Genomic DNA, 22,941 nt, shown 5'->3' on the forward strand with positions numbered 1-22,941 from the left:
GGGGCCGGAGCGGCAACCGCCGCGGCTGGCTGCGGCGTGCCGGCGCCGAGCAGTGCGGGATTGACACGCAATGGCGGCAGCGATTGCGCCGCTACCGGGCCCGAAACGAGCGCCAGCAGGACGAGCAGTGAATCCGGGCCGAATTGTCCGCGATGCGATCGAGGCATGCCGTGTCGTCGAGTAGCTGCAGCGGTAACGGAAAATCGCAGTGCAAACCGCGCGTATCACAGGCGGGGTGAGCCATTGCCGGCCGATGCTAGAATCAATAATTCTAACACTTCAACTCCGCGCAAAGCGCTCCAGGACAAAGCTTTTGCGCTGTTCCGGATCTCCAGCGCCATCCCGCCATGGAACGCCAGCAGCAGATCAAGACCTGGCTCGCCGCCCTGTTTCCGGGGCGTGAATTCAGCCTTGCGCCGGCCTCGGCCGACGCCAGTTTCCGTCGTTATTTTCGCGTCACGTTTGCGGACGGCGCAACCCGCATCGTCATGGATGCGCCGCCGGCCAACGAAGACTGCCGCCCCTGGCTCCACGTCCGGCAGTTGTTCGAAGCCGCGGGGGCGCATGTGCCGCAGGTCATCGCGCAGGATCTCGAATGCGGTTTCCTGTTGCTGTCCGACCTCGGCAACGCCACCTACCTGCTGGCACTGGATGCCGACAACGCCAGGCCGCTCTATGCCGACGCAATAGCCGCCCTGGTGGCGATACAGCGGGCCAGCCGTCCCGGCGCGCTGCCCGACTACGATCGCGTGTTGCTGCGCCGTGAACTCGACCTGTTCCCGCAGTGGTACCTCGGCAAGCATCTCGGGATCGTGCTCGCCGATGCCGAGGGCCGGGCGCTGGAAGATGCCTTCGAGCGCATCCTGGCGACCAACCTCGCCGAGCCGAAAGTCTTCGTCCATCGCGATTACCACTCGCGCAACCTGATGCGGATCGCCCCGGCTGGCGGCCGCAATCCCGGTGTCATCGACTTCCAGGACGCCGTCTACGGCCCGATCAGCTACGACATGGTGTCCCTGCTCAAGGACGCCTATATCGAGTGGGACGAGGACCTCGCGCTGGACTGGCTGGTGCGTTACTGGGAACAGGCGCGGAAGGCCGGCCTGCCGATCGCCGGCGACTTCGGCGTGTTCTTCCGCGATTACGAATGGATGGGCGTGCAACGCCACCTCAAGGTGCTCGGCATCTTCGCCCGGCTCTGGCACCGCGACGGCAAGGACGGCTACCTCAAGGACATGCCGCTGGTCGCCCGCTACCTGCGCAAAGCCTGCGAACGCTACAGCGAGCTTTCCCCGCTGCGCAAGATCCTCGACATGGTCGAGGACAAGGTCACGGTGCTGGGCTACACGATGGATGCCGGGAGCCTCGGGAGGCGCAGTGAGTAGTTGCCTTGGTCCGCGCCGAGCGCGGACCCTGACCGGTCACCCCTCTCCCGGAGAGGGGGCCGGGGGGTGAGCCAACTCCTGCTCGCCCCCGGCGAGAATCATCACTTTCATTGGGCGAGTGCCCAATGAAAGTGATGATTCTCGCCGCCGGTCGCGGCGAACGCATGCGGCCGCTGACCGACCACACGCCGAAACCGCTGCTGCCGGTAGGGGGCAAACCGCTGATCGCGTGGCACCTGGAGCGGCTTGCCGTTGCCGGCCTGCGCGAGGTGGTGATCAATCATGCCCACCTCGGCGCGCAGATCGAAGCGGCATTGGGCGACGGCAGTCGCTGGGGTCTGTCGATCCGCTATTCGCCGGAACCACCGGGCGCGCTGGAAACCGCCGGCGGCATTGCCAATGCGCTGCCGCTGCTGGGTGACGCGGCCCCCTTCATGGTGATCAACGGCGATATCTGGTGCGACTGGAACGTGTCGCAGGCGGCGCACCGGCTGCTGCCCGGCGACCTCGCACACCTGGTGCTAGTACCCAACCCGCCGCAGCACCCGCAAGGCGATTTCAGCCTGCTTGGGGCAAGAGTCGGCGCCGACGCCACGGCGGGGGAACGCGGCGCCCGCGCCTGCACGTTCTCCGGCATCGGCATCTATCGCCCGCAACTTTTTGCGGGCATCGCACGCGGCACGCCGGCGAAGCTCGCGCCCCTGTTGCGGGCGGCGATGGGCGCCGGGCGAGTGTCCGGTGAATTCCACCCCGGACGCTGGGAGGATATAGGCACGCCGCAGCGCCTGGCGGCGCTCGACGACGAGCTCAATGTGGCTTCGGCTTCGCTCCCGGCACCCGCGCGACGGGACATATAATCGGCCGATGAACACGACCCCGGCTGTTGCAAACGACGAGTGCGCGCCGTATCGCCAGCGCCGACTCCTGCTGGTCGAACGCATGAAGGCGAGCGGCGGTGGCGTCGCGCTGATTCCGACCGCGCCCGAGCAGGCCCGCAATCGCGATACGCACTTCCCCTACCGCGCCGACAGCTATTTCCAATACCTGACGGGTTTCACCGAACCGGAGGCCGTGCTGGTGATGGCGGTTGGCCCTGGCGCCATGGCGTCGCAGGCCATCCTGTTTTGCCGCGAAAAGAACCTCGAACGCGAAATCTGGGACGGCTTTCGCCATGGTCCGGAGGGCGCGCGCGAGGTCTTCGGCTTCGATGCCGCGCATCCGGTCGCCGAACTCGACGCCAGGCTTTCGGAACTGATCGCCGACCAGCCGGCGCTGTGGTTTTCGCTCGGCCACGACGCGGGCTGGGACCAGCGCATCGCCGCCGTGCTGAACAAGGTGCGCGCCGAAAGCCGCAGCGGCAAGCGCGCGCCGCCCGCCATCCGCGACGTGCGCGCCGAGCTCGATGCGATGCGCCTGATCAAGGATGCGACCGAGCTGGCGACCATGCGCCGCGCCGCGGAAATTTCCGCAAATGCGCATATGCGCGCGATGCGCTTCGTCGCGCCCGGCCGTTACGAGTACGAAGTCGAGGCCGAGTTGCTGCATGAGTTTCGCCGCCATGGCTGCGAGTACCCGGCCTACACCCCGATCGTCGCCGGCGGCGCCAATGCCTGCGTGCTGCATTACGTCGGCAACGACCGGGTGCTGAAGGATGGCGACCTGCTGCTGATCGACGCCGGCGGCGAACTCGGCGGCTATGCCTCGGACATCACGCGCTGCTTCCCGGTCAATGGACGCTTCAGCGGACCGCAGGCGGATGTCTACGACCTGGTGCTGGACGCGCAGGCGGCGGCCATCGCCGCGCTGCGCCCCGGCGCCACCTTCGCCGACCCCCACGACGCCGCGCTCAAGGTGCTGGCCCAGGGCATGCTCGACATGAAGCTGCTCGCGGGTTCGCTCGATGCCGTGCTCGAGTCGGAAAGCTACAAGCGCTTCTACATGCACCGCACCAGCCACTGGCTGGGCAAGGACGTGCACGACGCCGGCGAGTACAAGGAAGGCGAGCACTGGGCGCCGCTCGCGCCGGGCATGGTGCTGACCATCGAGCCCGGCTGCTACATCCGCCCGGCGGACGACGTGCCCGAAGCCTTCTGGAACATCGGCGTGCGCATCGAGGACGATGCCGTGGTCACCGCCGCCGGTTGCGAAATCATCACCGCCGCCGCGCCCAAGAAAATCGCCGACATCGAAGCGCTGATGCGCGACGCCCGTGGCGGCTGACAGCGGCCGGACCGTCGCGATCATTGGCGGTGGTCCTGCCGGGCTGGCCTCGGCCCTGGCCCTGAAAATCCACGGCATCGACGCAGAGATCTTCGAAGCGCGCGAGCGCGCCATGGTGCGCCGCGACCAGCGGGTGCTGGCGCTCTCCGAAGGTTCGCGCCAGATTCTCGACTGGCTCGGCGCCTGGTCAGGCTTGCCGGCGACGGCGATCGAAACCATCCACATCTCGCAGCGTGGCGGCTTCGGACGCACGCTCCTGCGCGCGTCCGAACTCGGTCTGGAAGCGCTCGGCTGGGTGTTGCCGGCGCGCGACCTGATCGTTGCGCTGGACGGCGCGGCGGCAAACGCAGGGATCGTCTATCGCGATTCGATCAAAGTCGGCGCTGGCGACACGGCGAATTTTGCGCTGACGGCCTACGCCGAAGGCATGATCGAGCCCGGCGCCGGCACCCGGCGCGACTATGGCCAGCACGCGGTGCTTTGCAATGTCGGCATTGAAGGATTGCATCGCAATGTCGCCTGGGAACGCTTCACCGGCGATGGTCCGGTCGCTCTGCTGCCGTTGGGCGAGGGCTATTCGGTGGTACTGACCTGCGACGACGCGGTCGTCGATGGGGTCAGGGTTCTCGACGACGCGGCTTTCCTCGCATTGCTGCAAAAGCGATTCGGCATTCGCCATCGCTTCGTGTCGGCAACCCCGCGGGTGTCCTACCCGCTCGGACTGCGCTATCGGCCTGACCCCGTCGGCGTGCGCCAGGTCTGGCTCGGCAATGCGGCACAGACCCTGCATCCGGTGGCCGGCCAGGGGTTCAACCTGGCCCTGCGCGACATCTGGGAACTGGCGCGCCAGCTTGGTGCGGCCGCCGATCCTGGCGCGCCCGGGGTGCTTGCCGAATACGCGCGTGCCCGGCGCGTGGACCGACGTGGCGCGATCGCGTTTACCGACCTCTTGATCGACGGCTTTGCCTCGGATTTTGCGCCGCTCAAGCATGTGCGGGGCGCCGGACTGCTGGCGCTGGACCTGGTTCCGGAATTGCGCGAGTTCGTTGCCAGGCGAATGATTTTTGGTGCCCGCGCCTGGCCGTGATTTATGTCACGCAGGAGCGATGCCTGATAAACATCCTCGATCGCCGGCGGCCCGCTTTGCGCTAAAATCGCGCCCTCCCGATCGCGTTCCCTTCCCATTCCGACATGGACTTCCTCGGCTTTCAGTTGCGCAACAACCTGTTTGTCGCGCCCATGGCCGGGGTCACGGATCGCCCGTTTCGCCAGTTGTGCAAGTCGCTCGGTGCCGGCCTCGCGGTCTCTGAAATGGTCACCTCCAATTCGTTGCTCTACGGCAGCGCCAAGACGCGCCGCCGTGCCGACCATGAAGGCGAAGTCGATCCGATTTCGGTGCAGATCGCCGGCGCCGATCCGGCGATGATGGCGCAGGCTGCGCGCTACAACGCCGACAACGGCGCCCAGATCATCGACATCAACATGGGCTGCCCGGCCAAGAAGATCTGCAACGTCATGGCTGGCTCGGCGCTGATGCAGAACGAGCCGCTGGTGGCCAGGATCCTCGAAGCCGTGGTGGCCGCCGTTCCCGACACCCCGGTGACGCTCAAGTTTCGCACCGGCTGGAACAGTGCCAACCGCAATGCGCCGAGCATCGCCCGCATCGCCGAGGAATCCGGAATTCGCGCCATCGCCATCCACGGCCGCACGCGGGCCGACCAGTACATGGGTTGCGCGGAATACGACACCATTGCCCTGGTCAAATCCCTGGTCGGCATTCCGGTCATCGCCAACGGCGACATTGATTCGCCGCAAAAGGCCCGTTACGTTCTGGAATACACGGGCGCCGACGGCGTAATGATCGGCCGTGCCGCTCAGGGCCGTCCCTGGCTATTCCGCGAGATCGAGCACTTCCTCGCCACCGGGGATGAACTGCCACCGCCGCGCGTCGAGGAGATCCATCGCATCCTGCGCGGGCACCTTGCCGAGCTTTATGGCTTCTACGGCGAAGAAACCGGCGTGCGCATCGCGCGCAAGCACATCAGCTGGTACACCAAGGGCCTGGTCGGGTCGGCGAATTTCCGCCATGCCATGAACAGTTTGCAATCCGTCGGGGAGCAGCTTGCCGCCGCCGACGAATTCTTCCTTGGCCAGGCGGCCGCCAACGAGCGCTTGCGCTACGAGGATCGCAACCGGGAGGTGATGGCCGCATGAGCAGCGAAATCCACGATTGCGTGCGGCGTACCCTGAACCGCTATTTCCGCGACCTCGACGGCCAGGCGCCACATGCCGTCTATGACATGGTGCTCAAGTGCGTGGAGCGGCCGATGCTCGAAGTCGTGATGAAGCAGGCGGAAGGCAATCAGACCATCGCCGCCGAGATGCTGGGCATCAGCCGCGGCACCCTGCGCCGCATGCTGGTTGAGCACGAACTGCTTTGACGCTCATGGCACCGAGCGCCAGCCGCAGAAGATGAAACACGCGCATCGCAGGGGATTTCATACACGATGCTTCACTCCAACTTCCCGAGGTTTACATGAAAGTGACACAGGCGCTCCTGAGCGTATCCGACAAGCGCGGCGCGGTTGATTTCGCCCGCGGCCTGGCCCAGCTCGGGGTCAAGCTTCTTTCCACCGGCGGCACTGCCAAGCTGTTGCGCGATGCCGGCCTCGCGGTCACCGACGTTTCCGACTACACCGGCTTTCCCGAGATGCTCGACGGCCGGGTCAAGACGCTGCACCCCAAGGTGCATGGCGGCATCCTCGGCCGGCGCGACCTGCCCGAGCATCTGTCCGTCATGGCCGAGCACGGCATCGAGGCGATCGACCTCGTGGTGGTGAACCTCTATCCCTTCCGCGAGACGGTCGCCAAGACCGGTTGTACGCTCGACGACGCGATCGAGAACATCGACATCGGTGGCCCGACCATGGTGCGCGCCGCGGCGAAGAACCACGGCAACGAGCAGGGTGGCGTTGCCGTGCTGACCGATCCGGAGGACTACGCGCCGATCCTGGAAGAACTCAAGGCCGGCGGCGCGATTTCCTACGCCACCCGCTTCGCACTGGCGAAGAAGGCCTTCACCCACACCGCGCGCTACGACTCGGCGATCGCCAACTGGCTCACCGCGCTCGACGCCGAAAACAAGCCCGGTGTTTTCCCGGAGAAGCTGCAGCTGGCTTTCGACAAGGTCGAGACCCTGCGCTACGGCGAGAACCCGCACCAGCAGGCGGCGTTCTACCGCGAGACGACGACCGTGCCTGGCAGCATCGCCAGCTACCAGCAGATCCAGGGCAAGGAGCTTTCCTACAACAACATCGCCGACGCCGACGCGGCCTGGGAATGCGTCAAGGCCTTCGACGCCTCGATCGCGCCGGCCGCCTGCGTCATCGTCAAGCACGCCAATCCCTGCGGCGTCGCGGTCGGCGCCGATGCGCTGGAGACCTACCGCAAGGCCTTCAAGACCGATCCGACTTCGGCCTTCGGCGGCATCATCGCCTTCAACGTCGCCATCGACAAGGCGGCGGCGGAGGCCATCGCCGGCCAGTTCGCCGAAGTCATCATCGCCCCGGAGATCACCGCCGAGGCACGCACCGTATTCGCCGCCAAGCAGAACCTCCGGGTGCTGGTGGTGCCCCTGGGCAAGGTGGCCGGCCTGCTCGACTACAAGCGCGTCGGAGGCGGCCTGCTGCTGCAAAGCGCCGACGAGTCGCGCATCGTCCAGGCCGACGTCAAGGTGGTGACCAAGCGCGCTCCCACCGCCGGGGAAATGGCCGACCTGCTGTTCGCCTGGCGCGTCGCCAAGTACGTCAAATCCAACGCCATCGTCTATTGCAAGGACGCCATGACGGTCGGCGTCGGCGCCGGCCAGATGAGCCGGGTCGATTCCGCACGCATTGCCGCGATCAAGGCCGAGAACAATGGCCTCACCGTGGCCGGCTGCGTCGCCGCGTCGGACGCCTTCTTCCCCTTCCGCGATGGTCTCGATGTGCTGGCCAAGGCCGGGGCGACGGCGGTGATCCAGCCCGGCGGTTCGGTGCGCGATGCTGAAGTCATTGCCGCGGCCGACGAGCAGAACCTGGCCATGGTGTTCACCGGCTTCCGCCATTTCCGTCACTGAGCCATGAAGATTCTTGTGGTGGGTTCCGGCGGGCGCGAGCATGCACTGGCCTGGCGCCTGGCCCAGTCGCCGGGTCTGCAGAAGGTTTATGTGGCGCCGGGCAATGCCGGGACGGCGCGTGAACAGGAACTGGAGAACCTGCCGCTGACCGATATCCATGCGCTGGCCGACTACGCGCAACGCGAGAAGGTGCATGCCACCGTGGTCGGCCCCGAGGCGCCGTTGGCCGCCGGCATCGTCGACGTGTTCCGCGCCCGCAACCTGCGCATCTTCGGCCCGACAAAAGCCGCTGCACAGCTGGAGAGTTCGAAGGACTTCGCCAAGCGATTCATGACGCGGCACAGGATACCGACCGCGAAGTTCCAGACCTTCGCCGAGACCAGGGCAGCCCACGACTACATCGACGCCGAGGGTGCACCGATCGTCGTCAAGGCCGACGGCCTCGCCGCCGGCAAGGGCGTGGTGGTGGCGATGGATCTTGCCGAGGCCCACGCCGCGGTGGACATGATGCTTTCCGACAACAAGCTCGCAGTTCACCACACTGAGGCCGGCGCGCGCGTCGTCATCGAGGAGTTCCTCGATGGCGAGGAGGCCAGCTTCATCGTCATGGCCGACGGCAGGCATGCGCTGGCGCTGGCCACCAGCCAGGACCACAAGCGGCTCAAGGACGGCGACCAGGGACCCAACACCGGCGGCATGGGCGCCTATTCGCCGGCGCCGGTGGTGACGCCGGAAATCCATGCCCGCGTCATGCGCGAGGTGATCATGCCGACCATCAACGGCATGGCCGCCGACGGCATCGTGTATACCGGCTTCCTCTATGCCGGGCTGATGATCAAACCTGACGGCAGCCTGCGCGTCCTGGAATTCAACTGCCGCATGGGCGATCCCGAAACCCAGCCGATCATGCTGCGGCTGAAGAGCAATTTCGTCGAGATCGTCGACGCCGCCATCGACGGACGCCTCAACGAAGTCGAGGTCGACTGGGATCGTCGCGTCGCGCTCGGGGTTGTCATGGCCGCCGCCAACTACCCGGACACGCCGCGCAAGGGCGACGTGATCCACGGCCTGCCCGCGCGCACCGAGGATAGCCACGTGTTCCATGCCGGCACCGCTTCGGCGAAGAACGAGGTGGTGACGGCCGGCGGACGTGTGCTCTGCGTCACCGCGCTGGGCGACAACGTCAAGGCGGCACAGAAACGCGCCTACGAGGTGCTCGACCAGGTCAGTTTCGACGGCATGCAATGCCGCCGCGATATAGGTTTCCGCGCAATAAAGAGATGATCCTGCCGCCGGCGACACTGGGCATGCTCGGTGGCGGCCAGTTGGGCCGCTTCTTCGTCATCGCCGCCCATGAACTGGGCTACCGCGTGGTGGTGCTCGATCCCGACCCGCAAAGTCCCGCCGGGCGCATCGCCGACCGGCACCTGGTGGCCGCCTACGATGACGAGGACGCGCTGAACCAGATGGCGGAGTCCTGCGCGGCGGTGACCACCGAGTTCGAGAACGTTCCTGCCGGCAGCCTCGCCTACCTGTCGAAGTTCCTGCCGGTGCGGCCGTCGGCTGAGGCCGTCGCCATCAGCCAGAATCGCAGCGCGGAAAAGGGTTTCCTCAGGCAGCACGGTTTTCCTCACGCACCCTATGCCGACATCCGCAGCGAGGATGACATCGCGCAGGCCAACGCCGGCTTGTTTCCCGGCATCCTCAAGGTGGCGCGCTTCGGCTACGACGGCAAGGGCCAGGTCCGGGTTGCCGGCCGCGACGAGGCCCTGCTGGCGTTCCGCCAGTTGAAGAACGAGCCTTGCGTGCTGGAGCAGCTGCTGCCGCTGGACTACGAGGTGTCGGTGGTGCTGTCGCGCGACGCGACGGGCGGCGTGAAGTGCTTCCCGGTCGCCGAGAACAGCCATCGCCACGGCATCCTCGACGTTTCCATCGTGCCCGCTCGCACCGGCGGCTGCATGGCCGGCGATGCACAGGAAATCGCCGAGGGCATCGCGCAGGAGATGGGCTATGTCGGCACGCTCGCCGTCGAGTTCTTCGTCGTGCGCGGAGGCCTGCTGGTCAATGAAATGGCGCCGCGGCCGCACAACTCCGGGCACTACACGATCGATGCCTGCGTCAGCAACCAGTTCGAGCAGCAGGTGCGGGCGCTGACCGGATTGCCGCTGGGCGAGGCGCGCGCGCATTCGGCCGCCGTGATGGTGAATCTGCTGGGAGACTTCTGGTACCGGCGCGACCCGCATCACGCCCACGAACCCGACTGGGCGCAATTGCTCGCCGTGCCCAATCTGAAACTTCATCTTTACGGCAAGCACCACGCCCGGCCGGGACGCAAGATGGGCCACTTCACGGTGGTCGGCGGCGATGCGCAGGAGGTACAGAAGTCGGCGCTGGCGGCACGGCGGCTGATCGGCATCGGCGATGAATGACGTCGTTCGAGCGGCAGGCCTGCTGCGCGCCGGGGAACTCGTCGCCTTCCCCACCGAAACGGTTTACGGCCTGGGCGCCGACGCGGCGAATCCCCGCGCGATTGCGCGGATCTTCGCCGCCAAGGGGCGGCCCGTCGACCATCCGCTGATCGTCCATCTGCCGGATGCCAGCCAGCTCGAGCACTGGGCCGTCGATATTCCCGAAGCCGCACACAGACTGGCGGCGGCATTCTGGCCCGGACCGCTGACCCTGATCCTCAGGCGCCATCCGTCGGTCTCCGACGCGATCACCGGCGGCCAGGACACGGTCGGCCTGCGCGTGCCGAACCATCCGCTGGCGCTGCAATTGTTGCGCGAATTCGGTGGCGGCGTTGCTGCGCCCTCGGCCAATCGATTCGGCCGCATCAGTCCGACCACCGCCGCGCACGTGCGCGAGGATCTCGGTGATGCCGTGGCGCTGGTGCTCGATGGCGGTCCTTGCGCCGTCGGCATCGAATCCACCATCCTCGACCTCAGCGGCGCCGCGCCGCGCATCCTGCGTCCCGGCATGCTCGACGCGGCGGCCATCGGCAAGGTGCTGGGCGTCGTACCTGCGTTTGGCGGCACGGCGGATGCGCCGCGCGTCTCGGGCAGCCTCGAAGCCCACTACGCCCCGCGCACTCCCCTGCAACTGGCTGCCGCAACGGAACTCGCCGGGGTCACCACCTGCGCGCTCGATGCCGGACAGCGCGTCGCCGTGCTGGCAGCGCAAGCGCCCGGGATAGCCCACGAAAGCCTGGTCTGGCGCGCGGCCGACCTCGATCCGGAGCGATTTGCACACGACCTGTATACCCGGCTGCGCGAACTGGACGCGCTCTCCTGTGACCTGATCCTGGTCGCCGCGCCCCCTGATGACGAGGCGTGGCGAGCCGTTGCGGACCGCCTGCGGCGGGCTGCCGCCACTTCGAAATAGGGGTGAAACTTTAATTTCATCGAGGCCTGAAGTTCTTTGGCTGCGGCCGATAATTTTCCTGAGGGCGGACTTTCCGCCAAGGAGCGAGAGAATGGCTGCCAAGCAACGCGATGGCTTGCATCCGGGAACAGGCCGGCAGGGCGCGGAACGAATCGACAGCGCCATCGCCGGTGCGGTTGGCGCCGCGATCAAGCAGGGCTTTGTGGTCGGACGCGAAGTCCTGGTCGGCAGCATCCCCGGCATCGTCGTCGGCTACAACATCGCCGCAGTCGGCACCTTCCTCGGCAAAAGCTATCCGCTGGTCGTGCGCACCGAACTGGGAGTCACCAAGTGCGCGCTGAAGGAGGTCAGCCTCGTCTGAGGCCGGCTTTCCTTGCCTTGGCGCGATTGATATAATCCACTCCCTTGACGGGGGTGTAGCTCAGTTGGGAGAGCGCGACGTTCGCAACGTCGAGGCCAGCGGTTCGATCCCGCTCACCTCCACCAGTTCACCAAGGTCAGACTTCGGTCTGGCCTTTTTTTTGCCCGGCGAAAGACGAGAGTGCGCCGGGTCTAGTTCAGCGCAAGGATGTGGCCGAGGCGCGGGTCGCCGCGACCGGCGAGCACGTCGGCGTAGGCGGCCGACACCGCCTGCGGTCCCTGGTGCCGCTTCACCACCAGCCAGGGCTGCCCGGGCTTGCCCAAGGTGCCGAGGAAAGCCTGCCATGCCTGAAGCAGGCGCTGGCCAAGCAGGTCCGCGCCCCATTCACCGCTGCGCTTCTTGATCTGCGCCGGGGCGAAGAACAGGGTCGCCCGCGGACCCGGAAGATCGCGCGCGCTGCCGAGTCGGTCGATGTGCGTGCCGCCGATGGAACTGCTGTATTTCAGGTTGGCGAAGCGCGTGTGGATATCCTTGCGCAGGGCGGCATTGCCGGAAAAATCGACGTATATGCAGGCCGCGTCGGCGGCGACCTGTTCAAGCCGTCCATAGTCGAGGACCCGGTGGTAGCACCCCAGGCTCTTGCAGAATTCCACGTTCGCTGCCGAGGTCAGTCCGACCACTTCGATGCCCTTGCGCTGCGCCAGCATGAAGGCAGTGCCCCAGGCGGTCTTGCTCGATGCGCTGGAGAGCAGCACGATGGCGTCGCCGGTATCGTTGGCGCCGAAGAAGTTGTTGTCCGCCAGGAAGTCGTCGATCAGCCACGAGGTAATGAACAACGGTCGCAGCAGCGCTTGTTGGTCCTCGGTTTGCGCGGTGTGGAACGGGTCGCTGGAACAGCGCAGGTAGCTGTTGTAGACCGCATGCAGTGCGGCCCGATGGGCGGCGCCGTCCGAGAAGCCCGCGGTGGATAGTCGGATCGGTTGCAGAACGACGGCGGACGACATCGGGTAGTAGCCGTAAAAGCGCTCGCCGAGCGAGATGCCGGAACAACGGGACTCGATCACGTCGGCGAAGCCCCACGCGGGGATTCTTCCCCAGCCGTCCTCGGCCGGGTAGAAACCCCAGTAGCTCATGGCATCACCGAACGCCGCGTACGTGATGTTGTTGGCGGTCAGCGCGAACTTGTCCACGCGCAGGCGGACCTGCCCGGCGTCGAGGGCGGGTGCCGGCACCGTGCGCAATTCCGTGCGCGAAAGCTGGTCCTTGCGGACGAGGAAGTCTAAGGTGTCCATGATGGCGCGTTCCCTCGGGTTGGTGGCAGGCGGCGGACGACTCGCGGACGAGCCGTCCGCGCAAGTCTGGCACAGGCTACATCGCAGGGATACCGTCCGCGCTTTTGGCGCGGACATGAACGAAAAGGGCCTGCATTGCTGCAAGCCCTTTGGTATTGCTGGCGCGCCCGGAGAGATTCGAACTCCCTACCCCTTGGTTCGTAGCCAAGTACTCTATCCAGATGAGCTACGGGCGCTTGAGAGGGGCGGATTATACCGAAGATACCGATGAAAACAAGGCGCCAAGCCGCCGCCGGTGGTGGCGCGCGCCGACGCCGGTCAATTCTTCTGGGTGGCCCGCACTCGCTGCGCCAGCGCACGCACCTGTTCCGCCGACAGTTCTTCTGGCGTCTTGTCGCGGAAGACCAGCCAGAGCAGCGCGCCGTTGATCAGAACCAGCGCGGCCTCGATATAGAGGATCGGAGTTACCAGTTGACGCTGGGAGTTGTCGCCGAACACGAAGTAGAAACCCTCGAAGGTCGGCAGGGCCGCCTTGGTGATGGCCGAGTAGTACTCGAAGGGCGGGAACAGGACCATTAGCACAAGGTTGATGGCAACCAGCAGGAGTACCGACCGCTGGCGCTTGTTGCCTCCTAGGCGGCGCGCCTGGCTGACTGCCGGAGCGCGCAACAGCAGCACGGCGATGCAGGCGTTGATCAGCACCACGATGACCTCCAGCAGGAGGAAATCCTTGTTCAGCACGCGGTTGAGGTGGGAGCCGAAGGCAAAGTAGAAGCCGTCGAAGGTCGGCACGTTGCCGCGTTGCAGGGAGACGTAGTCGTAAGGCGGGAAGGCCGCCAGCAGAAGCAGGTTGGCGACCGCCACGAACACGGCGATCCGTTGTGAGGTGTTCATGACGCTCGAATTGCGGGCGGAATGCCTGCTCCAGTCGGGAATTCAGGCATAGCGTAATCGACAAGCGATGAGGGTGCAACAGTTTCGGGCCCCGTGTCGTTCGCGTATAAACTCGTTCTGTTTGCTTGAACGAGAGGCGGTCGGATGGGGAAGACAATCGGAATCTTGATCGGATGCTGCATGGCCGGCGCGGCCGTTGCGCAGGACGTCACCCTGCGCCATGACCTCGACGGCCGCGCGCTGGATACGTTGGCGACGCTGGTGCTGCGCTTCAACGATGGACTCAAGGGCAAGGGCCGCGTGCTCTTGCAGGACGCGCGCGGCGTGGAGCATAAGCAGGTGCTGCCGAATCTGGCATTGCTCGATCCCGACGACAGCATGGATTTTTTCGACACGCGGCCGCGCTTTCGCCCGCTGCACGAGGTCATGGGCGAGGCCGGGCAGAGGCTGGACGCGGCGCAGTTCTATCCGCAGGTGGCCGATGCGGTGGACGACGCCGGCGGGCGCATCCAGGCACTGCCGCTGGCATTGACCCTGCCTGTGCTGCTCACCAACCGCACTGCACTGCGCAGGGCTGGCGTCGATCCGGACCAGCCGGTGCGCACCTGGTGGGAGCTGCAAAAGGTGGCCGGCGAAATTTACGACCGCGGTGGCAAATGCCCCCTGACCACCTCGCGTTTCGCCTGGGTGCATTCGGAGAACATCTCGGCGCAGGCCGGCGAGCCGCTGATGGCGAAAAACGGCAAAGTGGATCAGGTGCTGCTCAATGGCATGGCCAACGTCAAGCACCTCGCCCTGCTGGCGAGCTGGCAAAAGAGCCGCTACTTCCACTATTCCGGCCGGGCGCGCGAAGGCGACCGTCGCTTCCTCGCCGGTGAATGCGCGATGCTGACGGGACCGTCATCCCTCTTTGCCGAGGCCAGGCGCGCCGGCATCGATGTCGGCATCCATCCCCTGCCCCATTACGACGACGCCTATGCGGCGAAGCCCAACGATGTCCTTCCCGATGGTGCCGGACTGTGGGTGCTGGCGGGGCACAAGAAGGACGAAAACCGGCTTGCGGCACGATTCGTGGGTTACCTGTTGCGCCCCGAGGTGCAGAAGGAATGGGTGCAGGCGACCAGTTACCTGCCGATGACACCGGGCGCACTGGCCGCGCTCCGCAGTGCGGACATCCCGCCGCATCTGCTGGATGCGGCGCAAAGGCGCCTGTCGGTGTCGCGCAAGGGCAGCACCCGGATCAAGCACGGACCCATTCGCGACCGCCTGCACGAATTCCTCGGCGAGGAAGTGGAGTTCGTATGGACCACCGACCGGGCGGCCAAGGAGGCGCTGGACAACGCCATGCGCCGCGTCAATGCGGCGATTGCGGCGCCGCCCAAGGCGGGATCCGTTCCGGTCCGGCCATGATCTATCCGCGCATCATCGCGCATCGCTGTGGTGGCGCGCTGGCGCCGGAGAACACCCTGGCCGGTTTGCGCATCGCGGCACGCATCGGCTGCCGCGGCGTCGAGTTCGACGCCATGCTCGGCGCCGATGGCGTTCCGGTGCTGATCCACGACGAGACCCTGGAGCGCACCACCTCGGGCCTGGGTGGCGTGGCGGCCGCGGATTCCGGACAACTGCTGCGGCTCGATGCCGGTTGCCGGCATCATCGGGCGTTCGGTGGGGAGCCACTGCCGAGCCTGGACCAGGCCCTGCGGTTGTGTGCCGCCTTAGGGCTGTGGGCCAATGTCGAGATCAAGCCCGCCACGGGTCATGAAGCGGAGACCGGGCGCGCCGTGGCTCGAGCCTCGGCCGCGATCGGCGGCAAGCTGGTACTTTCGTCGTTTTCCGAGGTGGCCTTGCAGGCCGCCGCCGTCGAGGCGCCGCTGCTGCCGCGCGCCATGCTGGTCGAGGCGGTTCCGACCGACTGGCCTGGGCTGTTGGAGCGATCGGGATCGCGGGCGCTGCATTGCGCGGCGAACTCGCTGGCGGAGGATGTGGCGCACGCAGTGTGCAAGGCCGGCTATCCGCTGGCCTGTTACACGGTGAATGGCCGCGACGAGGGCGCGCGGCTTTTTGCGCTCGGGGTCAGCGCGGTCTTCAGCGATCGCCCCGACCTCTGGCAGGCCGAGGAAATGTAAGCCGGCTTACCGCCGCTTACATTTTCCTGTCACCTGGATTGCGGTGCCGGCGTTACTCTGCGCATGGGGTTGTCCCATTCCAGACAAGAGGAGCAACAAATGAAAAGCACATCAAGGCTGCTGCTTGCCGTTTTCGCCGCATTCACCCTGCCCGTGCTGGCGCAAACCGCGCCGGCAAAGGATCCTGCCACAACGCCCGGCATCGACAAGCGCCAGGCCAACCAGCAGCAGCGCATTGACCAGGGTGTCAAGACGGGGGAACTGACGTCCAGGGAAGCGGCGCGCCTCGAAAAGGGTCAGGATCGGGTGCAGGCGATGGAAGACAAGGCCAAGGCCGACGGGAAGGTGACTGCCAGGGAACGCGCGAGGATCCAGAAGGCCCAGGACGGCCAGAGTCGCAAGATCGCCCGCGAAAAGCATGATCGTCAGCATGACCGCAACCACGACGGCAAGAAGGATCGCCCGGCTCGCAACCGCTGAGCATTCGAACCGGACAACAGCCCGCCGCGAGGCGGGTTTTTGTTTTCCCGCGCGGCGCGGTCGGCATCCCGCAGTCGGAACGCGGCCCGCTGTCGGAGCGGGACTTGCCCCGGCGATGCGCCTTCATCGCGTAAAATCCATCTTTTGCCTCTCAGGCTGCGCGCCCGCCATGAAAAGCTCCGAAATTCGCCAGAAATTCCTCGACTTTTTCGCCTCCAAGGGCCACCAGATCGTCGCCTCCAGTTCCTTGGTGCCGCACGAGGATCCGACGCTGCTGTTCACCAATGCCGGGATGAACCAGTTCAAGGACGTGTTCCTCGGCTTCGACAAGCGCAGCTACAACCGGGCCACGACCTCGCAGAAATGCGTGCGCGCCGGCGGCAAGCACAACGACCTCGAAAACGTCGGCTACACCGCGCGGCACCACACTTTTTTCGAGATGCTGGGCAACTTCAGTTTCGGCGACTACTTCAAGCGCGACGCCATCAAGTACGCCTGGGAGCTGCTGGTCGATGTGTACCAATTGCCGCAGGACAAGCTCTGGGTCACGGTGTACGCCGAGGACGACGAAGCCTACGAGATCTGGACCAAAGAGATCGGCGTGCCGGCCGAGCGCGTGATCCGCATCGGCGACAACAAGGGCGCGCGCTACGCTTCCGACAACTTCTGGATGATGGGCGACACGGGTCCCTGCGGCCCCTGCACCGAGATTTTCTACGACCACGGCGAGCACATCTGGGGCGGCCCGCCGGGCAGCGAGGACGAGGACGGCGACCGCTACATCGAGATCTGGAACAACGTCTTCATGCAGTTCAACCGCGACGAAGCGGGCGTCATGCATCCGCTGCCCAAGCCCTCGGTCGACACCGGCATGGGCCTCGAACGCATCTCGGCGGTGCTGCAGCATGTGCATGCCAACTACGAGATCGACCTGTTCCAGGCGCTGATCAAGGCTGCCGCGCGTGAAACCTCGGACGCCGACATGGACAGTCCCTCGCTGCGCGTGCTGGCCGACCACATTCGCGCCTGCGCCTTCCTCATCGCCGACGGCGTGATTCCGGGCAACGAGGGACGCGGCTACGTCCTGCGCCGCATTATCCGCCGCGCCATCCGCCATGGCTGGAAGCTCGGCGCGCGCGGCGCCTTCTTCCACAGGATGGTGCCCGACCTGGTGGCCGAGATGGGCGCCGCCTACCCGGAGCTGGTCGCTGGCCGGGCGCGCGTGATGGACATCCTCAAGCTGGAGGAAGACCGCTTCTTCGCCACCATCGAGCACGGCATGGCGATCCTCGAAGCCGAACTGGAAGCGATGGACAGGGCCGGCATCGCCGCCTTCAACGGCGAAACCGCATTCAAGCTGCATGACACCTACGGCTTCCCGCTCGACCTGACGGCCGACATCTGCCGCGAACGGCAGGTGAGTGTGGACAGCGCCGCCTTCGATGCGGCCATGACGCGACAGAAGGAACAGGCGCGCGCCGCCGGCAAGTTCAAGATGGCGACCAACCTGGACTACGACGGCCCCGCTACCCGCTTCCACGGTTATGAAGGGCTCGAAGCGCGCGGCAACATCCTTGCGCTGTACCGTGACGGCACGGCGGTCAATGAACTGGTGGAAGGCGAAATGGGTGTCGTCGTTCTCGACGACACGCCGTTTTATGCGGAATCCGGCGGCCAGGTCGGCGACGTCGGCGAACTGCGGTCCAGCCACGGCATCTTCGCGGTGGAGGACACGCAGAAGATCCAGGCCAGCGTGTTCGGCCACCACGGCGTGGTGCGCACCGGAACCCTGAAAGTCGGCGGCGGCGTCACGGCGAAAGTCGATACCCTGGCGCGCGCACGCACGGTGCGCCACCACTCGGCGACGCACCTGATGCACAAGGCATTGCGCGAGGTGCTGGGTCCGCACGTGCAGCAGAAGGGCTCGCAGGTCGATCCGGACAAGACCCGCTTCGATTTCGCCCACGCGCAACCGGTTACCGCGGATGAAATCGCCCGCATCGAGCGCATCGTCAATGAGGAAATCATCGCCAATGCGGCGACCCGTTCGCGCGTGATGCCGATCGAGGACGCGCAGAAGACCGGCGCCATGATGCTGTTCGGCGAAAAGTACGGCGACGAAGTGCGCGTGCTGGACATCGGCTCGTCCTGCGAATTGTGCGGCGGCACCCACGTCGCCCGCAGCGGCGACATCGGCCTGTTCCGCATCGTCATGGAGGCTGGCGTCGCCGCTGGCGTGCGACGCATCGAGGCGGTCTGCGGCGACGTCGCGCTGGCCAGCGTGCAGCGGCAACAGGCGCTGCTCGACGCCGTCGCCGCCGAACTCAAGGCGCAGCCGGCCGAAGCGGCGGCGCGCGTGGCGCAGATCATGGACCATGCGAAGGCACTCGAAAAGGAGCTTGCGCGCCTCAAGTCGAAGCTCGCCGCTTCCCAGGGCGACGACCTGGTGAGTCAGGCAGTCGATGTCAAGGGCGTCAAGATGCTCGCCGCGATGCTGGAAGGCGCCGACGCCACGGCGCTGCGCGAAACCCTGGACAAGCTGAAGGACAAGCTGAAGAGCGCGGCCATCGTCCTCGGCAGCAGCGCCGACGGCAAGGTCAGCCTGATCGCCGGCGTCACCGCGGACCTGACGGGCAAGCTCAAGGCCGGCGAACTGGTCAACTTCGTCGCCCAGCAGGTCGGCGGCAAGGGCGGCGGCCGGCCGGACATGGCGCAGGCCGGCGGCACCCAGCCGGCGGCCTTGCCGGGGGCGCTTGCCTCGGTCAAGGGCTGGGTGGAGGCGAAGCTGTAAGAGTCGGCGCTGACGATACGGCGCTTCGCGCCATCACGGCGCCCGCCGCAGGTGCCATTGCCGGTTCAGAAGCCGGTGTCCAGCCCCGGCCAGATGGCTTTCAACGCAGACCGGAATTCATCCTGGATGCGGCGCAGCGCCACCTGGGTGTCCGCCTCGAACCGCAGCACCACCACCGGCGTCGTATTCGAAGCGCGCGCCAGGCCGAAGCCGTCGGCATACTCGGCGCGCACGCCGTCGATGGTGATGAGTTCCTTTGCGTCGGGCAGCAGCTTCCTGCCACCCTGGCGCAGCTTGGCCACCAGCGTGTGCGGTTCGCCTTCCTGCATCTTGACGTTGAGTTCCGGGGTCGAGATGGCATTGGGCAGGTTCTGCAGCGGCCAGTTGGAATCCGTCCAGCGCGAGACGATTTCGAGCAGGCGGGCGCCGGTGTAGAGCGCGTCGTCGAAGCCGTACCAGCGTTCCTTGAAGAACATGTGGCCGCTCATCTCGCCGGCCAGCGGCGCGCCGGTTTCCTTGAGCTTGGTCTTGATCAGGGCGTGGCCGGTGTTCCACATCAGCGGCCGGCCGCCCTGGTGGCGGATGGATTCCGCGACCCAGCGCGAACATTTCACGTCGTAGATGATCTGGGCGCCGGGATTGCGCGTCAGCACGTCGGCGGCGAACAACATCAGTTGGCGGTCGGGATAGATGATCTCGCCGTCCCGGGTGACGACACCCAGCCGGTCGCCGTCGCCGTCGAAGGCCAGCCCGAGTTCGGCGCCGGTTTCGCGCAGGGCGCGCTGCAGGTCGATGAGGTTCTCGGGCTTGGACGGATCGGGGTGATGGTTCGGGAAGTTGCCATCGACCTCGCAGAACAGCGGCGTGACGGCACAGCCCATGCGGCGGAACAGGTCGGGGGCGACACTGCCGGCGACGCCGTTGCCGCAGTCGATGACGATCTTCATCGGTCGCGCCAGCTTGACGTCGGCGACGATGCGGTCGATGTAAGCTTGGCGCACGCTGGCGTGGCGCACGCGGCCGTGGCCCTCGCAATAGTCGGCGCCGACGATACGGCGGCGCAGGTCCTGGATCATCTCGCCGTAAAGCGTCTGGCCATCGAGCACCATTTTCAGGCCGTTGTACTCGGGCGGGTTGTGGCTGCCGGTGACCGAAACGCAGCTTCCGGTACCCAGTTCGTGGGCGGCGAAATAGGTCATCGGCGTCGGCACCCGGCCGATGTCGATCACGTCGGTGCCGGTGGACGTGATGCCGTCCGCGAGGGCGCCGGCCAGTGCCGGGCCGGACAGGCGGCCGTCGCGACCGATGACGATGGACTTGACGCCGCGCGCCACGGCCTCGGTGCCAAGGGCCATGCCGATCTGGCGCACCGTATCCGCCGTCAGTGTGGTGCGCACGATGCCGCGGATGTCATAGGCCTTGAAGATTTCGGGAGCGGGCATTTGCATGACGAGTGATTGGTAAGGGAACAGGCGGGAATTATCGCATGCGGCCGAACTCGGGCCGCTGGCCGGAAAAATGCGCGAGCAGTCGTTGTGGCATCCAGTCGATGCGACCGGGCAGGGCATTGTGTACGAAGCCGACATGGCCGCCTTGGCGATGGATTTCCAGCGTTACCGCGGCGGGCAGGCTTTCGGGGCGCGGCAGTGCCGACCGGGGCAGGAAGGGGTCATTGGCGGCATGCAACAGCAGGGTCGGCGCGCGTATCGCGGCGAGCAGCGGCCCGGCGCTGCTGCGCGCGTAATAGTCGTCGGCGCCGAGGAAGCCGTGCAGCGGCGCGGTGACGGCATCGTCGAAGTCGCGCAGGGTGCGCGCGGACTCCGCGCGGCGCAGGTCGAAGCGGCCCGGAAACCGTCGCGCCTTGGCACGTGCCGCGGGGATCAGCGTGCGCAGGAAATGCCGCGCATAGACGAGGTTGAATCCCGAAGACAGCGACAGGTTGGCGGCGGCCAGGTCGAGCGGCGCGCTGACCGATGCGGCCGCGTCGACCACGTCGGCCGCCGCCGCGCCCTGTTCGGCCAGCCACTTCAGCAGGGCATTGCCGCCGAGGGAAACCCCCGCGGCGAACAGCGCTGGGTGACCGATGTCGCGCAGGCGCCTCAGGATCCAGCCGATCTCGGCGGAATCACCGGAGTGGTAGCCGCGTGGCAGGCGATTGGGTTCGCCCGAGCATCCGCGAAAATGCACAACCACGCCATGCCATCCGCGTTGCGCCGCGGCGTGCATCAGGCGGCGCGCGTAGTGGCTGCGCGAACTCCCCTCCAGCCCGTGGAACAGTGCCACGCAGGGCGTGCCGGGCATTCCGTCGATCCAGTCGAGGTCGATGAAATCGCCGTCCGGCGTCTCCCAGCGCTCGCGCCGGTAGCGCGGCAATGGCCCCTTGATCAGCAGTGGCCAGATGGTCTGCGCGTGGCGGCCGGGCAGCCAGGGCGCCGCCTGGTAGGGCGCGGCGTCGGCGGATGGCCTCAATGCAGGATGCGTGGCGCTTCGCCGACGCTGGCGGGCGGCACCGGCGAAGCATGGTGCGCCACCATGCGCCAGCCCAACGCGCCGCGTACATAGACGTTGGTCGCGGCCACCGGCGCGCTCTGGCTTTCGTTGTCGGCCTTGGCGATGCTTTCCAGCAGCGTGCTGATCATCGCGAACGGGGTGCTGATCGCAGTCTGTTGCGAAAGTCGGACGCGAAGCTTTCCGCCGCCGGAAAAGACGCGCCGCCAGGCCTCGCGGATTTCGTTGTAGCCGACCAGGCGGGGGCCGCCGGGATGCACGCAGACCACCTCTTCGTCCTCGGCCCAGACCGCCATCATGGCTTCCAGATCGGAGTTCTCCAGCGCTTCGTAGAAGGCCGCCTCGACATCCTGGGGGCTGGCAAAGATTTTCTGGCTGGGCATGGTCAGCGCAAGGCCAGCAGGGTTTGCGCGACCTGTTCGGGCGCGATGCCGTTCATGCAGTCGAAATGCCCGAGCGGGCATTCGCGCTTGAAGCAGGGGCTGCATGACAGGTTCCTGGAGACGATGCGCGCCCGTGGCGAGAGCGGCGGCGTGTAGGTCGGCGACGAGGAACCGTAAAGCGCCACCAACGGCCTGTCGAGCGCGGCGGCGACATGCATCAGGCCCGAATCGTTGCTCACCACGCCGGAGGCCGAAGCGATCAGGTCGATCGCCTGTTCCAGCGTGCTGCGCCCGCACAGGTTCAACGCCGCGCCTTTCGCCGCGGTGGCGATTTCATCGCCGACGGCGGCGTCCTTGTCCGAGCCGACCAGCCATGCCGGGTTTTCCGGGCTCGCAACGAGCCGTGCCAGCTCGGCAAAATGCCGCGCCGGCCAGCGCTTGGCCGGGCCGTACTCGGCGCCGGGGCAGAAAACCACGGGCTGGGCTGAGGCGGGTAGGCCCAGCGCCTTGCGGGCCGCCTGCTGTTGTTCGGGCGTCGAATTCAGCCGCGGTTGCGGCAGGTCTGTAGGCAGGGGCCCGGCCAGCGCCGCATAGCGCTGCGCGAGTTGCGGATGGCGGGCGGGATCGAGCCGGTGGCGCTTGTTGAGCAGCAGGTAGCGCGACTCGCCCTGGTAGCCGATGCGGCGCGGAATGCATGCGAAGTAGGGGACCAGCGCCGATTTCCAGGAGTTCGGCAAGACGTAGGCGTGCGAGAAGTCGGCGCTGGCGAGACGGCGTCCGAGGGCGCGGCGTGCGCCGAAACTGAACTCGCCATGGCGGAAGGGGTTGGCGATGACCGCGTCGACGTCGGACATGCGCCCGAGCAGCGGCGCAGACCACGTCGCGGCCAGCACCTCGATGCGGGCCGTCGGGTGATTGCGCCTGAGCAGCGCGAGGAGTGGCTGGGCGAGGATCGTGTCACCGATCCATGACGGTGCGACGACCAGTATCTTCACGCCGGAAG

The 22,941-nt window shown here is 66.5% G+C and carries 21 protein-coding genes and 2 tRNA genes; 16 read left to right on the forward strand and 7 right to left on the reverse strand.

Annotated features, from left to right (window positions below):
* The first annotated feature begins 347 nt into the window (after positions 1–347).
* The 12 genes from J0M27_RS12185 (at position 348) to J0M27_RS12240 (ending at position 11,589) form a co-directional block, all read left to right on the forward strand.
* Entirely contained in the window at positions 348–1,385 is a 1,038-nt protein-coding gene (locus J0M27_RS12185) for a phosphotransferase (RefSeq protein WP_294991847.1), read from the forward strand.
* Positions 1,386–1,510: 125 nt separating this feature from the next.
* Entirely contained in the window at positions 1,511–2,242 is a 732-nt protein-coding gene (gene murU / locus J0M27_RS12190) for an N-acetylmuramate alpha-1-phosphate uridylyltransferase MurU (RefSeq protein ID WP_294991849.1), read from the forward strand.
* 7 nt (positions 2,243–2,249) lie between these two features.
* The gene (locus J0M27_RS12195; protein ID WP_294991851.1) at positions 2,250–3,605 is read left to right on the forward strand and encodes an aminopeptidase P N-terminal domain-containing protein; all 1,356 of its coding nucleotides are present in this window, start codon (positions 2,250–2,252) and stop codon (positions 3,603–3,605) included.
* Positions 3,595–4,692 carry an FAD-dependent monooxygenase gene (locus tag J0M27_RS12200; protein WP_294991853.1) on the forward strand — a complete coding sequence of 366 codons (1,098 nt, stop codon included), beginning with the start codon at positions 3,595–3,597 and terminating at the stop codon, positions 4,690–4,692. The genes J0M27_RS12195 and J0M27_RS12200 overlap by 11 nt, the downstream gene beginning before the upstream one ends.
* A gap of 104 nt (positions 4,693–4,796) precedes the next feature.
* Positions 4,797–5,819, forward strand: coding sequence for a tRNA dihydrouridine synthase DusB (gene dusB, locus J0M27_RS12205; RefSeq protein WP_294991855.1), 1,023 nt, complete (start codon positions 4,797–4,799; stop codon positions 5,817–5,819).
* Positions 5,816–6,046, forward strand: a complete 231-nt coding sequence (locus tag J0M27_RS12210) for a helix-turn-helix domain-containing protein (RefSeq protein WP_294991858.1) — start codon at positions 5,816–5,818, stop codon at positions 6,044–6,046. The genes dusB and J0M27_RS12210 overlap by 4 nt, the downstream gene beginning before the upstream one ends.
* A 95-nt stretch (positions 6,047–6,141) precedes the next feature.
* The gene (gene purH / locus J0M27_RS12215) at positions 6,142–7,722 is read left to right on the forward strand and encodes a bifunctional phosphoribosylaminoimidazolecarboxamide formyltransferase/IMP cyclohydrolase (protein WP_294991861.1); all 1,581 of its coding nucleotides are present in this window, start codon (positions 6,142–6,144) and stop codon (positions 7,720–7,722) included.
* A gap of 3 nt (positions 7,723–7,725) precedes the next feature.
* Complete coding sequence (gene purD, locus J0M27_RS12220; protein WP_294991863.1) at positions 7,726–9,006, forward strand: phosphoribosylamine--glycine ligase; 1,281 nt, start codon at positions 7,726–7,728, stop codon at positions 9,004–9,006.
* A gap of 23 nt (positions 9,007–9,029) precedes the next feature.
* The gene (locus J0M27_RS12225; protein ID WP_294992036.1) at positions 9,030–10,151 is read left to right on the forward strand and encodes a 5-(carboxyamino)imidazole ribonucleotide synthase; all 1,122 of its coding nucleotides are present in this window, start codon (positions 9,030–9,032) and stop codon (positions 10,149–10,151) included.
* The gene (locus J0M27_RS12230; protein WP_294991866.1) at positions 10,144–11,103 is read left to right on the forward strand and encodes an L-threonylcarbamoyladenylate synthase; all 960 of its coding nucleotides are present in this window, start codon (positions 10,144–10,146) and stop codon (positions 11,101–11,103) included. Before J0M27_RS12225 ends, J0M27_RS12230 begins: the two co-directional genes overlap by 8 nt.
* Positions 11,104–11,194: 91 nt before the next feature.
* Entirely contained in the window at positions 11,195–11,464 is a 270-nt protein-coding gene (locus J0M27_RS12235) for a hypothetical protein (RefSeq protein ID WP_294991869.1), read from the forward strand.
* A gap of 49 nt (positions 11,465–11,513) precedes the next feature.
* Positions 11,514–11,589, forward strand: a tRNA-Ala gene (locus J0M27_RS12240).
* Between the two features lie 66 nt (positions 11,590–11,655).
* Here J0M27_RS12240 and J0M27_RS12245 read toward each other — a convergent pair.
* From J0M27_RS12245 to J0M27_RS12255, 3 genes are all read right to left on the reverse strand, one after another.
* Positions 11,656–12,756 carry a DUF2855 family protein gene (locus J0M27_RS12245; RefSeq protein WP_294991871.1) on the reverse strand — a complete coding sequence of 367 codons (1,101 nt, stop codon included), beginning with the start codon at positions 12,754–12,756 and terminating at the stop codon, positions 11,656–11,658.
* Between the two features lie 159 nt (positions 12,757–12,915).
* A tRNA-Arg gene (locus J0M27_RS12250) sits at positions 12,916–12,992 on the reverse strand.
* 82 nt (positions 12,993–13,074) lie between these two features.
* Positions 13,075–13,650, reverse strand: coding sequence for a hypothetical protein (locus tag J0M27_RS12255; protein WP_294991874.1), 576 nt, complete (start codon positions 13,648–13,650; stop codon positions 13,075–13,077).
* 180 nt (positions 13,651–13,830) lie between these two features.
* Here J0M27_RS12255 and J0M27_RS12260 point away from each other — a divergent pair, with 180 nt between their 5' ends.
* From J0M27_RS12260 to alaS, 4 genes are all read left to right on the forward strand, one after another.
* Positions 13,831–15,060, forward strand: coding sequence for an extracellular solute-binding protein (locus tag J0M27_RS12260; protein ID WP_294991876.1), 1,230 nt, complete (start codon positions 13,831–13,833; stop codon positions 15,058–15,060).
* A complete protein-coding gene (gene ugpQ, locus J0M27_RS12265; RefSeq protein ID WP_294991878.1) occupies positions 15,057–15,776 on the forward strand; it encodes a glycerophosphodiester phosphodiesterase in 720 nt (239 codons plus the stop codon). The genes J0M27_RS12260 and ugpQ overlap by 4 nt, the downstream gene beginning before the upstream one ends.
* A gap of 99 nt (positions 15,777–15,875) precedes the next feature.
* Positions 15,876–16,256: a hypothetical protein gene (locus J0M27_RS12270; RefSeq protein ID WP_294991881.1), complete on the forward strand. Its 381-nt coding sequence runs from the start codon at positions 15,876–15,878 to the stop codon at positions 16,254–16,256.
* 169 nt (positions 16,257–16,425) lie between these two features.
* Positions 16,426–19,047: an alanine--tRNA ligase gene (gene alaS / locus J0M27_RS12275; protein ID WP_294991884.1), complete on the forward strand. Its 2,622-nt coding sequence runs from the start codon at positions 16,426–16,428 to the stop codon at positions 19,045–19,047.
* A gap of 65 nt (positions 19,048–19,112) precedes the next feature.
* Here the strand turns inward: alaS and J0M27_RS12280 are convergent, their stop codons facing one another.
* Genes J0M27_RS12280 through waaF form a run of 4 tightly spaced genes read right to left on the reverse strand, consistent with a single transcriptional unit; the run spans position 19,113 to position 22,933 of the window.
* Entirely contained in the window at positions 19,113–20,495 is a 1,383-nt protein-coding gene (locus J0M27_RS12280; protein ID WP_294991886.1) for a phosphomannomutase/phosphoglucomutase, read from the reverse strand.
* Positions 20,496–20,526: 31 nt separating this feature from the next.
* Complete coding sequence (locus J0M27_RS12285) at positions 20,527–21,516, reverse strand: hydrolase (protein ID WP_294991889.1); 990 nt, start codon at positions 21,514–21,516, stop codon at positions 20,527–20,529.
* Positions 21,513–21,938, reverse strand: coding sequence for a nuclear transport factor 2 family protein (locus tag J0M27_RS12290; protein ID WP_294991892.1), 426 nt, complete (start codon positions 21,936–21,938; stop codon positions 21,513–21,515). Before J0M27_RS12290 ends, J0M27_RS12285 begins: the two co-directional genes overlap by 4 nt.
* A gap of 2 nt (positions 21,939–21,940) precedes the next feature.
* Positions 21,941–22,933 carry a lipopolysaccharide heptosyltransferase II gene (gene waaF, locus J0M27_RS12295; protein WP_294991895.1) on the reverse strand — a complete coding sequence of 331 codons (993 nt, stop codon included), beginning with the start codon at positions 22,931–22,933 and terminating at the stop codon, positions 21,941–21,943.
* Positions 22,934–22,941 lie beyond the last annotated feature (8 nt).

Origin of the sequence: Sulfuritalea sp., assembly GCF_017302275.1 — a bacterium.
GTDB lineage: Bacteria > Pseudomonadota > Gammaproteobacteria > Burkholderiales > Rhodocyclaceae > Sulfuritalea.

Coding starts and splice junctions, on each gene's coding strand:
- J0M27_RS12185 (WP_294991847.1), top strand. CDS start 348: ATGGAACGCCAGCAGCAGATCAAGACCTGGCTCGCCGCCCTGTTTCCG.
- murU (WP_294991849.1), top strand. CDS start 1,511: ATGAAAGTGATGATTCTCGCCGCCGGTCGCGGCGAACGCATGCGGCCG.
- J0M27_RS12195 (WP_294991851.1), top strand. CDS start 2,250: ATGAACACGACCCCGGCTGTTGCAAACGACGAGTGCGCGCCGTATCGC.
- dusB (WP_294991855.1), top strand. CDS start 4,797: ATGGACTTCCTCGGCTTTCAGTTGCGCAACAACCTGTTTGTCGCGCCC.
- J0M27_RS12210 (WP_294991858.1), top strand. CDS start 5,816: ATGAGCAGCGAAATCCACGATTGCGTGCGGCGTACCCTGAACCGCTAT.
- purH (WP_294991861.1), top strand. CDS start 6,142: ATGAAAGTGACACAGGCGCTCCTGAGCGTATCCGACAAGCGCGGCGCG.
- purD (WP_294991863.1), top strand. CDS start 7,726: ATGAAGATTCTTGTGGTGGGTTCCGGCGGGCGCGAGCATGCACTGGCC.
- J0M27_RS12225 (WP_294992036.1), top strand. CDS start 9,030: ATGCTCGGTGGCGGCCAGTTGGGCCGCTTCTTCGTCATCGCCGCCCAT.
- J0M27_RS12230 (WP_294991866.1), top strand. CDS start 10,144: ATGAATGACGTCGTTCGAGCGGCAGGCCTGCTGCGCGCCGGGGAACTC.
- J0M27_RS12235 (WP_294991869.1), top strand. CDS start 11,195: ATGGCTGCCAAGCAACGCGATGGCTTGCATCCGGGAACAGGCCGGCAG.
- J0M27_RS12245 (WP_294991871.1), bottom strand. CDS start 12,756: ATGGACACCTTAGACTTCCTCGTCCGCAAGGACCAGCTTTCGCGCACG.
- J0M27_RS12255 (WP_294991874.1), bottom strand. CDS start 13,650: ATGAACACCTCACAACGGATCGCCGTGTTCGTGGCGGTCGCCAACCTG.
- J0M27_RS12260 (WP_294991876.1), top strand. CDS start 13,831: ATGGCCGGCGCGGCCGTTGCGCAGGACGTCACCCTGCGCCATGACCTC.
- ugpQ (WP_294991878.1), top strand. CDS start 15,057: ATGATCTATCCGCGCATCATCGCGCATCGCTGTGGTGGCGCGCTGGCG.
- J0M27_RS12270 (WP_294991881.1), top strand. CDS start 15,876: ATGAAAAGCACATCAAGGCTGCTGCTTGCCGTTTTCGCCGCATTCACC.
- alaS (WP_294991884.1), top strand. CDS start 16,426: ATGAAAAGCTCCGAAATTCGCCAGAAATTCCTCGACTTTTTCGCCTCC.
- J0M27_RS12280 (WP_294991886.1), bottom strand. CDS start 20,495: ATGCAAATGCCCGCTCCCGAAATCTTCAAGGCCTATGACATCCGCGGC.
- J0M27_RS12290 (WP_294991892.1), bottom strand. CDS start 21,938: ATGCCCAGCCAGAAAATCTTTGCCAGCCCCCAGGATGTCGAGGCGGCC.